Below are 15193 nucleotides of genomic sequence, written 5' to 3'. Positions count from 1 at the left end.
CCAAAATCCAAAATTCAACAGCGTTCATCTGCGGTTAATTATTCATTTTTATCATGACTGAATTTACCAAAACACTTTGTCCTTACTGTGGTGTTGGCTGTGGATTAGAAGTATCACCTCCAGCACAACTTGGGAAAGCAACTCATAGAGATAGTCAGGGAAACCCCACTTGGCGAGTGCGAGGAGATAAAGCACACCCATCCAGCCAGGGAATGGTTTGTGTTAAAGGTGCTACCATAGCAGAATCTTTAGACAAAAATAGGCTCCACTACCCAATGGTACGAGAATCTTTAGACCAAAAGTTTCGTCGTGCTACTTGGGATGAGGCATTTGATATTATCGTTAAACGCATTCAAACAGTACGCTACACTCAAGGACCCGAAGCCATATGTATGTATGGTTCCGGTCAGTTTCAAACTGAAGACTACTACATCGCCCAAAAACTTTTGAAAGGATGTTTGGGGAGCAATAATTTTGATGCTAACTCTCGCTTGTGTATGTCCAGTGCGGTAGCTGGGTACATTCAAAGCTTTGGTTCGGATGGGCCTCCCTGTTGTTACGAAGATTTAGAATTAACCGATTGTGCGTTTTTAATTGGTACCAATACAGCAGAATGTCACCCTATTATTTTTAACAGGCTGGAAAAATACCACAAAAAGAATCGCAAAGTCAAAATGATTGTGGTCGATCCCCGCCGCACGCAAACCGCAGAAGCTGCAGACTTACATTTAGCAATTCGCCCTGGAACAGATATCGACTTATTAAATGGAATTGCTCATTTGTTGATGCGTTGGGGCTATATCGATCCTGGATTTATTGAGGATTGCACGAGTAAATTTTCTTCATATGCAGAAGTCATTCGCCATTATTCCCCAGAAATCGTTGCTCATCAATGCGGGATTAGTGTTGAAGATTTAGAAACAGCCGCTCGTTACTGGGGTGAATCTCAGAAAGTCCTGTCTTTGTGGTCAATGGGTGTAAACCAATCCTCAGAAGGGACGGCTAAAGTCAGAACAATTATTAACCTCCACTTGATGACAGGGCAAATTGGTAAGCCAGGAGCGGGACCATTTTCTCTGACAGGTCAACCCAACGCAATGGGGGGACGCGAGGCGGGGGGTTTAGCGCATTTATTACCCGGTTACCGATTGGTAAAAAATCCCCAGCACCGAGCGGAAGTTGAGGAACTGTGGGGACTCCCATCAGGACGAATTTGTCCAACACCCGGTATAACGGCTTGGGATATGATAACTGGGCTGGAAAATGGTGCTGTAGGTCTGTTGTGGATTGCTGCTACCAATCCTGCTGTAAGTATGCCAGATTTAGAGAGAACTAAAGCAGCGTTGTTGCGATCGCCTTTCACTGTTTACCAGGATGCTTACTATCCAACAGAAACTGCTGCTTACGCTCATGTCTTGTTACCTGCTGCTCAGTGGAGTGAGAAAACTGGTGTCATGACTAATTCCGAACGGAGAGTCACGTTATGTCCGGCATTTCGTCAGCCACCGGGAGAAGCCAAAGCAGATTGGGAAATTTTTGCAGAAGTTGGACGCAGGCTTGGCTTCGTGAAAGAGTTTGCTTTTGCTAACTCAAGTGAAGTTTATTCTGAGTTTGTCAAATTGACTGGCAATCGCCCTTGTGATATGACAGCCATCAGTCACGAACGACTTCAAGCGGACGGTCCACTTCAATGGCCATGCCCTGATTTTGGATTTTCGATAGCCGATTTTGGATTGGAGCCTACTGGTGAGAAGTCAGAGATTGCAGTATCTCAGGAGCAGTCTAATAATCCAAAATCCAAAATCCCAACAACCAGTTCAACAATCCAAAATCCAAAATCCAAAATCCAAAATCCCAACAACCAGTCCAACAATCCAAAATCCAAAATCCAAAATCCAAAATCCAAACGTCTTTACACCGATTTACGTTTTCACACTCCAGATGGACGCGCCCGATTTGCAGCATATCACTCGCGAGGATTGGCTGAACCCCCAGATCCCAATTATCCTTTTGTGCTGACAACCGGAAGGCTTTACGGACACTGGCATACCCAAACGCGTACAGGTCGAATTGAAAAAACCCGTCAAATGCATCCCGAACCGTTTATTGAAATCCATCCCCGTGATGCAGCAACTCTCAACGTGAGTGATAATCAATTTGTTGAAGTGCGATCGCGTCGTGGCAAAGCTAAGTTTCCAGTGAAAGTGACTCGTGCGATCGCACCCGGTACAGTCTTCGTTCCCATGCATTGGGGTGCTCTGTGGGCGGATAATGCTGAAGCCAATGCTTTAACTCATCCAGAATCTTGTCCTGACTCCTTACAACCAGAATTAAAGGCTTGTGCAGTACAGATTGTTCCAGTGAGTGTTGATATGACAGTTGCTGGTCATCAACGTCAGCTATTGCACCAATCCGCAAACTTGTAATTGCTCAGTGTATTATATGGCAATTCCCACTTTCGTGAGGTATGGAAAGAAAAATTAACCGCAGATGAACGCAGATGGACGCGGATAAATTTGTATCTCAGCAGACTTAGTAACTCGTTAATTTTCGCAAACCAGCCACGACAATCTCCGCTAAATTATCGGGTAGGGTTAGAAACACCTCTCGGAGACCCCATTCTTTAACTTTGGTAGGTGAAAGAGCACCATGAGCGGTAATAGTTGGAGATTTTCACCTTTTCATTCAAAAACTACAATCGATCCAATTCCTTGCGAAGCGCTTCCAACTCGGTATCAATAACTTCACAATCGGTATTCGATTTTAGAGCAATTGCGTGTTGTGGTAGTTGGGATTTACCCAACGAACCGCCAGGAAGTAGCATTTGTGCCTTCAGTGCTGCTAATTCATCATCAACATCACTGCTTGCTTCCAAAGCTGCAAATTGGGTTTCTAAATCGGCTCCAGCTAATTCTGCTGCTGAGAAAGCACGGACTTCTTGCATCAAAATTTTTTCTTCCATCCGCTCAAAGGCAGCCATTGCACTACTGGTATTGGAACCGCAATCCATACTTTGTGTGTTTGCTGCTGCCTTAGCAGCAAGCAACCGTGCTTTGAGCAATGGCTTCATTGCTTTAGCTTCAGAAAACTTAGTATCAAATACAGATAGGTTGTGCTTAAGTTTACCTATCAGTATTGAATCCCAAATTCCCGAACAGAACATTTGTCTTCTAGCTCATTCGCTTGGTGCGCGTGTTGCTTATTATTGTATGGAGAGTTGGTCAGGAAACAAACATTCACTGTTCGACATAATTCTTCTAGCTGGCGCTGTGCGTCGAGATACCAGTAAAGACTGGGGATATGTAGCGTCTCAAATAAATGGAACTTTAATAAATGTTTATAACGATAACGATCCAGACTTAAAAACGAAGTTTAAGTTAGCAGAAGCAGGTAATCACGCTTGCGGACAGAAGCCAATCAAAGAATATCATTCAAAGATAAGAAATGAAGATGCTACAGATTTTATTGGTAAAAGTCATAGCTTATCAAGTTACCTCAACTATTTACCAGAGTTAGTCAGAAAGGGTTTATGGCGTGTATGAGATTGACACTCGCTTTCTAATGGATGTAGTTGAGCGATCTTAATACTAAAAAAGACAGAGGCGATCGCTTTAGCCATTTGTTGCTGTTTACAGGAAAGTTGATTGGGAAGGTTTTGGAAGCGATTGCTGACGTATCACAAAAAACAGAAAAATTCTTATTCAGATACCGCTTGAGTCACTAAACTTTCAATAAAAGTATATACTTTGTTTTTACTTTCAGTAAGGTGATAAATTAGATAAGGAATATTTAATTTACCACTAATGTATTCAGCATAACCAATTTCTTGTTCTTGAAAATATTTAAGCAGAGCTAAATCATGTTTAATACTATCTCTTGAGCTTAAACGAGCATAAATATCTTCTGGTTTGTCAACTAAGAGAAGAATAGCATTGGGACAAATGCCATCATATGTTGATTCTGGTATTTTGGTGATTTCATTATCCTTATTTAATAAGCAAAAATGCCCATCCAGCAAATACCAATTTTCATTCTTGAAATACTTATTTATTGCTGTTAATAAAATATCTTGATTTTCGCCAATCTTCTCAACTAGTTTGTTAAGAAGATGTTCTTCTTGCTTCTCTCTTGAAATCAAATTGCTTGCTGAAAAATGCTTAACATGAAATTTTGATTCTATCTCTTTACAAAGAGTTGTTTTTCCAACACCATGTACTCCACCAACAAAAATAAGTTTACGTTTTCTCATGTTGTTTATTTTTTAAAGCTGATAGAAATAATAAATTGAAAAAAAATTATGTTTTGCTTGAAAAACTTATAAGATGAGAGCTATCAACAAGGCATTTCTCTAACAATGTACTAACTATAGCTTAAAATTAAATAGATGCTCTATATACTTCCAAGATTTTTTATTATAATTTAAAACTTTTTAACCTTACAATACAGTGAGCGTAGCATCATTTCAGTAGCCACGAAGTGGAAGCATATTAATTAGCTTTATCTACTTTAAGGCAAATAGATCTAACTGTTTACACAGTCTTCCTTCCTCCATTAAACTCTTTCTCCCTGATTAAGTGCATGATCCATCGGCTGAATTACAATTTTACGCCAGTTTATTGTGGCTTGTGGTGGTGTAAAACCAGAGCAAAGTTCTTGTATTTGTTTCAGAGACAGTGCTGGGAAAAGAAAGTTTTGATATATAAAAGTACCGTATGCAAATTCACAGTTCTCAAAATACAGATCGTAGAACTCTTTGTCTACTCCTAGAATAGGATGATACTTACTCCACATTTCCGAAACAGGTAAGGATATAGTTTTATCAGCGACAAAGCCTCCCTTGATGACAGAATCAGGTGTAGTTTCGTACAAAAGAATTAAATCCCCTAATTCTATTCCAATTGAACGCTTTCGCAATTCAATTTTTTTAGTACCATCAACAATACGTTCAGCATAAACTCGCTTGATACTTAGAACTTTGATGTATTTAGCCTGCATAAAGACCTCCAAGTTCAATAGCTTTTTTACAACGTTCTAAAGGAAGGCTGTGCATTCAGCGTCGGTACAGTAATCCCAAAAACCCAGTTTTTTTATTGAGCCAATGAGATATTAAGCTTTTCAACTGAAAGAAAACGGATTTAGCTTGGATAAAATTTATCCAGATTTCGACTCCTAAAGTGCCATAGGGCGATAAAAACTTTTTATCACTGGAACTGCACAGAGCAAAAGCTTTCGCCAGTTCGTTTCCTTTTCTATTAATGCTTAAGGTAGGCGATACTATTAACCTTTTGATAAAATCTCAACCAGTTCTGGCTGTTTCTTTTTAGAATGCTAAGTAAACCTATGTCATGACATTCATATCATTAGCAAGATTGGTACTGATACGAGTAACATAGGGCAGATCGAGAGCAGCAATGATATGAGGCGGTAAGGTTAAAGTTCCTTCAAAAGCCGTATCGACAACGCACTCTATTTCTACATCCGATCGTCCTGAAGAACGAAGAATAATATTGATTCTTGCCTGAAGTCCGACAACAGCGCCGTGCATCATGATGTCGTCCTTGTCAACGTGCCACCGATTGCATAAACTGCGTTAAATCCAATTCTCTCTGTCCAGAGAACAGCGTTATTATGTCGAGCCTGTAAGCGACGGCACGTTGTCAGCAAATCATCGTCAATTTCGTAATCACCTGATTCAATATCAATCGAAATAATTTTGCCAATATTCTCTGTTGTTTCTACGTGGGTACGGATTTGCTTTTCGTAAATCTCTTTGCCACGTTGAGCAATTTCTTCGTCACTGAAAGTAGGATAAGGCATAGGAGTACTTTGCTCATTTAAGTTGTTACACTTTAATACTTTCATTCTATAGGGTTATCAATCATCTTAATAATGCAGTAAGCCGAGGCTTAACAGCTTTAGCCGTGTCGCGCTTGTATGTTTTTGTTGTTTATTCCGTTTGTAACTTTATATATGTATTTCGTTGTGTTAAGTATCAAACCATTGTTTTGTGGAAGTCCAATATTTGGAGAATTCTTGTTCTGATGCTGCTGCAAAACTTGGTGGCATTAAAAATTCCCCTATCACCTCAATAACATCAGACAATGAAATGTGTGCTGTCTTTAGTTGTCCTCTCTGCACAAAGGATTGCCATTGTTTCTGTTTACTTGCATCTTCTACAAATTCTGTTGTTAGGGCAAAGGGTAGTACTGTGGGCAAGGGTGTCTTGCGTCGCTCGAAGGTACTTTTCAAAGCTTTACTCAAAAGTTCTCCCTGAAATTCAAATTTTTGGCAGAGAAACCAAATATCGTAAAAATCCTTAAGGCGGCTGTTTCCTATGCCCAGGGCAACCATTGCCTGAAACTTTTCCGCAACGACTGTTTCACGCGGGTAGATAAGCACCAAAGGCGCGGGCAGATTCAACATAGAGGGGAATTCGGCTTCCTGCGCTCTTGGCGTAACAGCATCACCAAAGCCAATATCTATCTGAACCTGAATAGTAGTAGAAGCCAATTTCCCTTTAAGCTTGATTCTAACGCCCTCATATTCTTGATCTTCCTTGATCTTTTCACCTGTCACCGTGTCGGGTTCAAAGATAATACCATCCTCTGCAAAGGAAATACCGCAAATCTCTTGAAAGACGTTTTGCAAATAAGCCATGTCATGACTGCCATAACCTAGCAAGTCTATATCTTTTGTCGCTCGATGTGGCTCACCACTCCAGAGCGCGAACAGCATTGCCCCCTTCAGGATAAATTTCTGTCTGTAGGATGATTGGCTCAGCCTATATAAAAGGCGATTCGCAGCATATCGCGTCAACAGGTAATTAAAATCTTCTTTCTGCTGTTTTGAGAGGTGAAGCAACCGTGCTTTCACAGAGGCTGCTATGTTTTGGGGCTGCTTTTGGGTCATGTGAGAGCTTCAAGGTAAGGACGCATTACATTCTGCATTCGGCAAATCTTAGCATACTGCCAGAGTTGGTCTACCGTGCAACGTTTTTCCCGGAGACATTCCCGCAGAACTTCGAGTGCAACATCAAGACCAATTTTGTTGCGAAACTTAAAGCAATCAACCACGGTTTTAGCAGGAGAATAAATGGCAACACTTACCCCTTCAATCTCATGCTTTTCAATGCCTGATTCCAGCGACTGACCTGACATACGCACAATCCGCAATGGCAGCAGATTCTCTACAGGCGCACGAGTTTTAGGTGGAATTGCTAGCCAAACCTCAAAAGGAACCTGGGTGGTCAGTTCGTGGAAGCTAAGGGCAGAAAGTAGGCAAACAATCCCATGCGGGACTCGTTTAACCGCCTCAACCAATGTATGGCTTGCGGTAATATCGGCATCGGCAAAAGTATAAACACCACGAGCAGAACGAATAAGTCGTCCCTGTTGCTCAAGACGCTTTAGGTACTCTGGGTGAATACCTCTTTCTTGTGCTTCTTTTGCCCGAATAACACCCATTTCACGAGACAGAGCTAACACCTTCTGTATCCTGGTCATACTGCTGTTTATTTCGTGTAAAATCTCTTGTGGATTCTATTATGTGATAAAACGTTTAATATTAATGATTTTTAATAACATTTTATCACAAGTAGCATTTTTAACTGTACTGAATGTTCTTACTCCAAGTGACAGCTTGCCAAGCACTTAGGGGAACACTCAAAGTAACTAGGCTTGGTCTGGATGATATATCTTCAATGGAGAAAAATTGTGAGTGAAGTTAGCCTGAACAGTGATGATGTGATTTCTATGCCTTCAGAAAAAGGTTTTACCAAAGGTACAACGGCAAAGGTTAGCGAAATTAAGCTAGCGCTAAAAGATCGTGTATCATCTGAACAGTTAAAATGGTTTTCCGACGGTGGGGTGGAATGTGAAGTACTAATTGCTCAGACCGGCGGTGGTTGGCGTAAAGGAAAAATTCAGTTTTGCTTGAAATTCGTTCCTGATAAGGCAGAGCAACTACCAGAAGTACAGCCGTCGTCGTTGGCTATTATCCACAATGGAGAGCAGGGGCTAGTAACTGTAAACAAATTTCTCCTCTGATCTACTCATTCCTCCTCTTTTTTGAGTAGAGGTTGGCGATCGATCTCCGGTTCCGGTAAAGTTTTAATCCAGTCCTGAACGACTTCTGACATAGAGACTCCCAATGTTCGAGCAAGATTCTCCACCTTTTGCCGCTCTCGGTTGGTAAGTCTAACGACTAATCTATAATCTCTTGCCATTTTAGGACTTGTCCTGTTATACTAAATGTCATGCGAATAGTTTAACAAATAGCAGCAAAGGAGGTGAAGCGGATGCCGCAAGTTTATCAAACATATGTGACTCAGATTGAGAATAACTTGACTGGTGAGACGCGGACGCTTGAGATGTTAGAGGAGTTCTCCCCAGTAGCAGCAGAGATGTCACAAATAGCATTAGAAGGCTTGCAAAGTGATATGAAAAAGGAGAAGTTAAACTCCCAAATTCAAAACACTTTTGGCGTCAATAAGCGTCATGCTAATAGTGTCATTAATTTTGTGACGGGGGAATTGGAATCGGCTATTGAATGCAAGAAAAGACATCTAGATACACTAGACACCAAAATAAAATCAGTTAAGTCAGAAATTGAAAGGTTGAACAAACGACTGAAGAATCACAGGGAATATGCCCAAGCCGTAGAGAAGTATAATTTAGCCATCAAATATCCCCAAAAAACTAAAACGGGAACGTTAAAGAAAGTACCTGTACTTAAGAAAATTCCCGAGTTTGATAACGCTTGCCCTATTAACGGTAAGCCTCATGGTAAGACATATTTACAATTAGCTAAACAGCAGTTACACCAGAAAAAACGCCAATTGAAGATGTACTTAGACCGGAGAGCTGCATTTGTCCTTCGCGGTGTCAAGCCGAAGTTGGGAAACTTAGGAACGGTAACATTTGTTGGGAGTACCAACGAAACTAGCGGGAATCAAATATGTCAACTAACACCGGATGTTATCCCAAGTCTAAAAATCCGTGTCCCTTACTTTTTAGAAGCAACATATGGAGAATATCTGACCTTACCACTTTACAAAATTAACAAGCAAGGATACGACAATATAGTTACCGCTTGGGCATTAAACAACGCTCTCACTTATGTATTTAGCAGAAATAAAAAAGGGAAGTGGGTAGTCGCTATTACTTGTTTGGTCAACTTTTCTATCACTAGTAATGACAGAGCTTTCGGGTGCATAGGTTTAGATATTAATCCCGGAGCTATTGGATGGTGTGCGACCAACCGTCACGGGAATCCTATAGCTTGGGGAAAAGTCAATTTAGATTTACATTCATGCTCAACAGAACAAACTGAAGCCAGATTGGCTGGTGCTATTACAGAACTGACCAACAGAGCGCTAGCTACTAAAAAACCAATTGTTATTGAGAAATTAGACTTTTCTGAAAAGAAGCGGCAAGGTAAACGCGGTCGCAAATATAATCGGATGTTATCAGGTTTTGCTTATGCCAAGTTCAAAGAATTGTTAAAAGCTAGATGCTTAAAACTAGGCATCAAAATTATTGAGGTAAGTCCCAAATATTCATCTCAAATCGGCGTTGTCAAATATATGAGACGCTATGGCATGGGAAGTGATAGCGCTGCGGGTCTAGTTTTAGCGCGTCGTGGGATGAACATTTACTATGAGAGAATGCCAGCGAGATACGCCTTGCAGAGTTCGATTCAACCCGAACCTCGTCAGCACGTCTTTGCACACTGGCAGGGTTTCAATAAGCATTACTTGGAGGTAGGTTCTCGTAATGCTTGGTTCGGTACACCTACTCTTACAGGGTCTGCGGGTGACGGCTTGGCGAACACCGGAAATCTTGGGTTGACAAAGCTTCGGCACAAGCACGAGAGTTCTTCTCTCCATCCGTCTGTGAAGGCGTGAACCCTTCAAGGTAGGTTTGATTGACCGCTATCTTTCCGGTTGAATAGATTTGCTCATACGTGAGTAGATCTGAGTAGACTTTATCGAGCGGTAGGAGCATTAGTCATTTGTGAGCCATAACTACTGCTAGCAATGCGATTGATATTGGACTGATATTTAGCTTGGATGCCAGAATCAGCTTGATTTCCTTTGTGGGTTTCGTACCACAGTCCAACAGCATTATAGCGCTTCCCAGCCTGATGAGGTACGCACGTGTTGCTTATTATTGTATGGAGGCTTGGTCAGAAAGCCAACATTCATTAGAAGATGTCATTCTTCTAGCTGGTGCTGTTCGTCGCCAGTGCTTGTACTCAGCATCCATGTGACCGCGCTGCTTGTCGGCGTCTTGCCAAAGGGTTTCTTCAAAGTATAGTATTGTACTTTTAGAGTTTTATGTATTTGTTATGACCTTTGGAAGCAAGTGCCAACTGAGAAAACACCAAGCTTTCCCTTAGAATTAAATTGAAGTGCAATATAGTTCATATATACTAATACTGCTAAGAGTCGGTTTCTCCTAGAACTGCCGCAAAAGCACTCTTTGTTCCTAGCTTCAGAGCGATCGCATCTTGGAAATGAAGCAAGAAGGGACTAGTGCGATGGCGATAAGCCGGGTACGGCTTGCACCGAAGCGATCGCGGTTCCATCTCTGCTGCCAAATTCTATCTATGAAAGCTATGAGGGGACAATAGTGACCATTGCTCCCAAAGCAATCCTTTCTAATACTGACCCTTTAGTGGGTTACGCGACTGTTAACGGCATTCCTTTTATGCTGCATGAAAAATCTCCTTAAGTGATTCGTTGGAAATTAAATGAGGTGATGGCGCGAAAGCGGGTCAGAAATAAGGATTTAGCTGAAGCGTTAGGCATCACTGAAAATTCTGTTTATAGATTGCGTAAAGTTGACGAAATGCCAAGATTGGCTCCAGAAAGGCTTAATGGAATTTGTAGGGTATTGAAGTGCCAGCCAGGAGAACTTTTGGAGTATGTACCAGATGATGGTGATAATAAGGCTCAAGCAGCTGTTGTATGAGAGAGCAAAGTATTGGCGTCATGGAAACAATCTACTTAGAGTTCCATGTATCACGATGCAGTCCTTGTCAAAGTGCCGCCGATTGCATAAACTGCGTTAAACCCAATTCTCTCTGTCCAGAGGAGAGCATTGGTATTTTGAGCCTGCAAGCGACGACACGCGATCGGCAAATCATCGTCAATTTTGTAATCACTTTCCTTTGCTGATATCTTACATCTTTTCAATAAGGGGAAGGCTGTTGCAGAGGGAGGCTGGATCGAGACGGGAGGCGGAGCCTCTTAGAAGGCATTCCCAGCCTCAGGCTGGGAACGAGGTGGGGGGTGTTGCTTGCGAAATAGCGATCGCGTTATGTCAGAACCCTTATCTTCCCCTAAGTGCAACCAATTTTTTTTGGCTATTTCATACTTGTTAACAGTTCTGCGTCTTTCACCTGTTGAGTGCTGGTGGAATCAATGGTTCAATAATTTTCCATTATGCATCTGTTAAGTCTGTCTTATATGTTATTCAAGTCATTGCTATCTTATTTATGTTTATCTACTCTCACACATTGCATATATAGCAGTCCTAAATGATTTACAAACATTTCTTCCAAGTCTTCCAAGTCCTCCAAGTCTTCCTTGTCTCCCTTGTTTGGAGCTCAAATAGGATTGCTATATAATGCGATCGCCTGCTTCAATCCTGTCATCTTTAAATTTACTTGATAAATTAGCCCTAAAATTTTATAGTAATCCTAAATTTGTCATAACAAATTTGACGTATTATAGGTTAGGTGATATCTACTCTATACGGATTTTGATGGGCATTGCTCATCTTACACATAAGTTAGGTACAGCAAGTCACTTTCCAAGTGATGCTTGTTAAAACAATCTGAAGACCAATTATCCCCTACGTATAATACCCCTGAACTCAGTTTTCCTCCGCCCCATATACAGGCGCGGTTTCCAACATAGCAGGAGTTTTTAGATGAGGAGAGCTATTAAACTGATCAAAGAAGCCTTGAGCGAAGAGAATTTTGTTCGCTTCGTTGAAGATATAGAAGTGATAGTATCTAAAGTTTTATCTCTTTTACTGGTAATAGTTATTCTGGTAGCAGTGGGGGATTTAGGAATACTTCTGATTGACGAACTCTTTGTGACAGATTACGGAAAGTTTAACGCTACGTTGTATAAAATATTTGGGTTATTCTTAAATATTTTAATTGCTTTAGAAATTCTAGAAAATATCACTGCTTATCTTCGGAAGCACGTTTTTCAAGTCGAATTAGTCGTTGTGACTTCTTTAATAGCTGTCGCTAGAAAGATTATTATTCTTGACTTAGGAAAAGTTACGGGTATTGATATTATAGGTCTGGGAATTGCTATTCTGGCTCTGTCTATCAGTTATTGGATAATTCGTGTAAGCAATAAGCCGAAACGTTAAACCTGCAGACTTTTGGCGGATAGGATGCCCACCTCAGAGGAGATTGACCAATTTGTCATATAATCTAAAAGCGGTATAACGTAGTTTTTCTTGAGAAAACGTAATAAATCTGTGTATGCTAGCTAACGTGAATCATTAGCTAGCATTTATGTTTTTATCTCCAAAATATGGAGCGCGTTGCTAGTGGAGAGATAGATACTATCGTTGTTGCTCATAAAGATCGCGAGCGTTCAGTTTAGATTTGATTTTATTGAATGGTTTTGCAGTTTGAACAACTGCTAAGAAAGTTGTGTTAAACAATTCCTACAAAATACCTCATCAGGAGCTTATGGATGATTTTATGAGTATAATGCACTGTAAATCTGTGAAAGTGAGATGTGAGAAGGAAGTGATTAACATATGCTAAAGAAGAAAAAGGGTTTCAACCTAGTCAAGTTGCAAGTTAATTGGACTTTAGCATAGTATTGACAAATAACATGACACAGGGGACACCAAACAATGGCTGCCAAAAAACTTCTGATGCTAGTAGGAGACTATGTAGAAGACTACGAGGTAATGGTTCCCTTCCAAGCGTTGCAAATGGTGGGACACGCGGTTCATGCAGTTTGCCCTGATAAAAAAGCTGGTGAGAAAGTCAGAACGGCTGTTCACGATTTTGAAGGAGATCAGACTTACAGTGAAAAACCCGGTCATAACTTTACCTTAAATGCCACTTTTGCAGAAGTAGACCCTAGCACTTATGATGCCTTGGTCATTCCTGGAGGACGCGCACCAGAGTATATCCGCCTGAATTCAAGGGCGATCGCCATAACTCGTCACTTTGCGGAAGCAAATAAACCGATTGCTGCCATCTGTCACGGTTTGCAGTTATTGGCTGCTGCTGATGTTATAAAAGGTAAGAATTGCACTGCTTACCCAGCTTGTAGCCCGGACGTACACCTTGCTGGTGGGAATTATGTCAATGTTCCAGTTGATGAAGTGGTTGTTGATGGTAATTTGATAACAGCCCCAGCTTGGCCTGCTCATCCTCGTTGGTTAGCCGCATTTCTCAAGGTTTTGGGTACTAAAATCGAGCATCTAGAATTGGCATCAGTGGATTAGCTGTTCCACCTTCATCTTCTATCAAGATGAACCATATTATGAAGCATACAGTTTATAGCTTGCGATCTTTGTATGAAGTAAGCCAAATTGTATTTAGAAATTTTGGTATTGGGTGGTTATGGTCCCGTCTTACTGCCAGATTATTTTAGATAATAGATTAAAATACCCTGTAACTCGATGACAGGCAAAAACGCAAGACAGAAAGCAATTCTGCGGCAAGTAACTGGCACTGGAGCTGCTTTTGTGTCAGAAGTTCAACACTTGCTACTTCCCACCCAAGAAGTAGTCATTGGACGTGACCCAAGTTGCCAGCTTGTTCTAGATGCCATGATGTATCGCATGGTATCCCGTCGCCATGCAGTTGTTCGTCCTCTCTCCTCATCGCCAGATACAGAATGTAGCTGGGTAATCTGCGATTTAAATAGTGCGAATGGTACTTATCTCAACGGACAGCGGTTGCAGGGTTGCCAGCAATTGATGTCAGGCGATCGCATCACTCTAGGTCAAGATGGTCCGCAATTCTTCTTTGAGTACGAACTTAACTCCCAAACTACAGTCGTTTTTCAAACAAGTGCAAGCCCGCTTCCTCCTGCCAATCAGTACCAATCGCCAACGACTCATTACAATCCCAGTCCCCCACCCAACCAAGACTATCTTAGTTTTACACAACTGTTTCCCATTATTTCTACTGGTAAAGATCTGACTCGTAAAGCTTACCTCATACCGGGAATCATCACGGTTGTATTCGTGGTATTGATGTTTGCGACTGTCGGTCAACCAAACAACATGAACCAAAAAGTCGTGGCTACTTACATAGCTTTTATTGCCTACTACTTTATCTATCAGTTGTGTGGTAAGCAAAAGCCTTGGTGGGTGCTGATGATTTCAGCTTTAACAACTGCACAAGTTTTGGGATATCCCTTGAAAAACTTGGGAACTCCTATATTAGATTTATTTATATTTGTGTTTCGCGGTATTTTACCCGGTAACTTGCCAACAGAACAAGAATCTGTCACTTTTACAGAATTGCTAGTACGGATGTTTTTTGGTGCAGGCTTGATGGAAGAGTTGCTCAAAGCAATCCCGATTTTTGGAGCGTATTTTATCGGCAAAATTTTACCTTCCCCATGGCGCGAACGTGTAGGTGTTTCAGAACCTCTTGATGGGATTTTGCTGGGAACCGCTTCAGCTGTTGGTTTCACTATGACGGAAACTCTCAGGCAATACGTGCCTCAAATTACTCAAACCTTCTTAGAAGAATCAGGTCAAGATGCAGGTCAACTTGTAGGTTTACAACTGCTGATTCCACGCATCTTAGGTTCTGTCGCCGGACATATGGCTTATAGCGGTTATTTTGGATACTTTATTGGATTGGCAGTTCTCAAACCCTCTAAAAGTTGGCAAATTCTACTTGTTGGATATTTGACTGCATCTGGATTGCACGCTTTATGGAACGCAACAGGCGTGCTGAATGGTTTTCTATTAGTGGTTGTTGGGGTGCTCTCTTATGCCTTCTTAATGGCAGCGATTCTTAAAGCTCGCGCACTTTCACCAACTCGATCGCAAAACTTTGCTACACGTTTTCTCGGAAAGTAATACTCTTCTCTGATTTACTGGTCACTGGTCACTGTTTTTGAAAAGGGGCTTTGATCTTGCAGATAATAGGCAATTGCTGTGTTGAGAAAGAACAATCCTGTTTA

Annotated in this window: 17 protein-coding genes and 1 pseudogene; 9 read left to right on the top strand and 9 right to left on the bottom strand. The window is 41.2% G+C overall.

Annotated features, from left to right (window positions below; translation table 11 throughout):
* Positions 1-53 precede the first annotated feature (53 nt).
* Entirely contained in the window at positions 54-2426 is a 2373-nt protein-coding gene (locus F7734_RS47105) for a nitrate reductase (protein ID WP_155751215.1), read from the top strand.
* 266 nt (positions 2427-2692) lie between these two features.
* On the opposite strand, the pseudogene F7734_RS47100 reads toward F7734_RS47105, so the two are convergent.
* A pseudogene (locus tag F7734_RS47100) lies at positions 2693-3121 on the bottom strand (PspA/IM30 family protein); the annotation flags it as partial.
* Between F7734_RS47100 and F7734_RS47095 the strand changes: the two are divergent.
* On the top strand, positions 3018-3542 hold the full coding sequence (locus F7734_RS47095) for a DUF726 domain-containing protein (protein ID WP_347566406.1): 525 nt from the start codon (positions 3018-3020) through the stop codon (positions 3540-3542). The pseudogene F7734_RS47100 and the gene F7734_RS47095 overlap by 104 nt on opposite strands.
* A gap of 155 nt (positions 3543-3697) precedes the next feature.
* Here the strand turns inward: F7734_RS47095 and F7734_RS47090 are convergent, their stop codons facing one another.
* The 6 genes from F7734_RS47090 to F7734_RS47065 all read right to left on the bottom strand — a co-directional run bounded on the left by F7734_RS47090 (position 3698) and on the right by F7734_RS47065 (position 7502).
* On the bottom strand, positions 3698-4249 hold the full coding sequence (locus tag F7734_RS47090; RefSeq protein ID WP_155751212.1) for an ATP-binding protein: 552 nt from the start codon (positions 4247-4249) through the stop codon (positions 3698-3700).
* A 302-nt stretch (positions 4250-4551) separates the two neighbouring features.
* Complete coding sequence (locus F7734_RS47085) at positions 4552-4995, bottom strand: DUF3850 domain-containing protein (RefSeq protein WP_207714374.1); 444 nt, start codon at positions 4993-4995, stop codon at positions 4552-4554.
* 343 nt (positions 4996-5338) lie between these two features.
* On the bottom strand, positions 5339-5548 hold the full coding sequence (locus tag F7734_RS47080; RefSeq protein ID WP_207714373.1) for a hypothetical protein: 210 nt from the start codon (positions 5546-5548) through the stop codon (positions 5339-5341).
* Positions 5545-5817, bottom strand: coding sequence for a hypothetical protein (locus tag F7734_RS47075; protein ID WP_155751211.1), 273 nt, complete (start codon positions 5815-5817; stop codon positions 5545-5547). The genes F7734_RS47080 and F7734_RS47075 overlap by 4 nt, the downstream gene beginning before the upstream one ends.
* A gap of 168 nt (positions 5818-5985) precedes the next feature.
* A complete protein-coding gene (locus tag F7734_RS47070) occupies positions 5986-6909 on the bottom strand; it encodes a nucleotidyl transferase AbiEii/AbiGii toxin family protein (protein ID WP_155751210.1) in 924 nt (307 codons plus the stop codon).
* Positions 6906-7502: a type IV toxin-antitoxin system AbiEi family antitoxin domain-containing protein gene (locus F7734_RS47065; RefSeq protein WP_155751209.1), complete on the bottom strand. Its 597-nt coding sequence runs from the start codon at positions 7500-7502 to the stop codon at positions 6906-6908. Before F7734_RS47065 ends, F7734_RS47070 begins: the two co-directional genes overlap by 4 nt.
* 210 nt (positions 7503-7712) lie before the next feature.
* Between F7734_RS47065 and F7734_RS47060 the strand changes: the two genes are divergently transcribed.
* Complete coding sequence (locus F7734_RS47060; protein ID WP_166482592.1) at positions 7713-8045, top strand: KGK domain-containing protein; 333 nt, start codon at positions 7713-7715, stop codon at positions 8043-8045.
* A 5-nt stretch (positions 8046-8050) separates the two neighbouring features.
* Here F7734_RS47060 and F7734_RS47055 read toward each other — a convergent pair whose 3' ends face one another.
* Positions 8051-8224: a DNA-binding protein gene (locus tag F7734_RS47055; RefSeq protein WP_155746642.1), complete on the bottom strand. Its 174-nt coding sequence runs from the start codon at positions 8222-8224 to the stop codon at positions 8051-8053.
* 72 nt (positions 8225-8296) lie between these two features.
* On the opposite strand from F7734_RS47055, the gene F7734_RS47050 reads away from it, so the two are divergent.
* A complete protein-coding gene (locus F7734_RS47050) occupies positions 8297-9904 on the top strand; it encodes an IS200/IS605 family accessory protein TnpB-related protein (RefSeq protein ID WP_155746641.1) in 1608 nt (535 codons plus the stop codon).
* Positions 9905-10143: 239 nt separating this feature from the next.
* Positions 10144-10269: a hypothetical protein gene (locus F7734_RS65745; RefSeq protein WP_279239837.1), complete on the top strand. Its 126-nt coding sequence runs from the start codon at positions 10144-10146 to the stop codon at positions 10267-10269.
* 171 nt (positions 10270-10440) lie between these two features.
* On the opposite strand, the gene F7734_RS47045 is transcribed toward F7734_RS65745, so the two are convergent.
* On the bottom strand, positions 10441-10599 hold the full coding sequence (locus F7734_RS47045) for a hypothetical protein (RefSeq protein WP_155751207.1): 159 nt from the start codon (positions 10597-10599) through the stop codon (positions 10441-10443).
* Positions 10600-10733: 134 nt separating this feature from the next.
* Here F7734_RS47045 and F7734_RS47035 point away from each other — a divergent pair, with 134 nt between their 5' ends.
* The 4 genes from F7734_RS47035 to F7734_RS47020 all read left to right on the top strand — a co-directional run bounded on the left by F7734_RS47035 (position 10734) and on the right by F7734_RS47020 (position 15089).
* Positions 10734-10973: a helix-turn-helix transcriptional regulator gene (locus tag F7734_RS47035; protein WP_347566405.1), complete on the top strand. Its 240-nt coding sequence runs from the start codon at positions 10734-10736 to the stop codon at positions 10971-10973.
* Positions 10974-11936: 963 nt separating this feature from the next.
* On the top strand, positions 11937-12392 hold the full coding sequence (locus F7734_RS47030; protein ID WP_155751205.1) for a phosphate-starvation-inducible PsiE family protein: 456 nt from the start codon (positions 11937-11939) through the stop codon (positions 12390-12392).
* A gap of 498 nt (positions 12393-12890) precedes the next feature.
* Positions 12891-13493 (top strand): DJ-1/PfpI family protein, encoded by a 603-nt coding sequence (locus F7734_RS47025; protein WP_155751204.1) that lies wholly within the window; start codon positions 12891-12893, stop codon positions 13491-13493.
* 177 nt (positions 13494-13670) lie between these two features.
* A complete protein-coding gene (locus tag F7734_RS47020) occupies positions 13671-15089 on the top strand; it encodes a PrsW family glutamic-type intramembrane protease (protein ID WP_155751203.1) in 1419 nt (472 codons plus the stop codon).
* Positions 15090-15193: the final 104 nt, after the last annotated feature.

It is taken from the genome of Scytonema sp. UIC 10036, from assembly GCF_009725235.1.
This window is presented reverse-complemented; position numbering and strand designations above follow the sequence as displayed.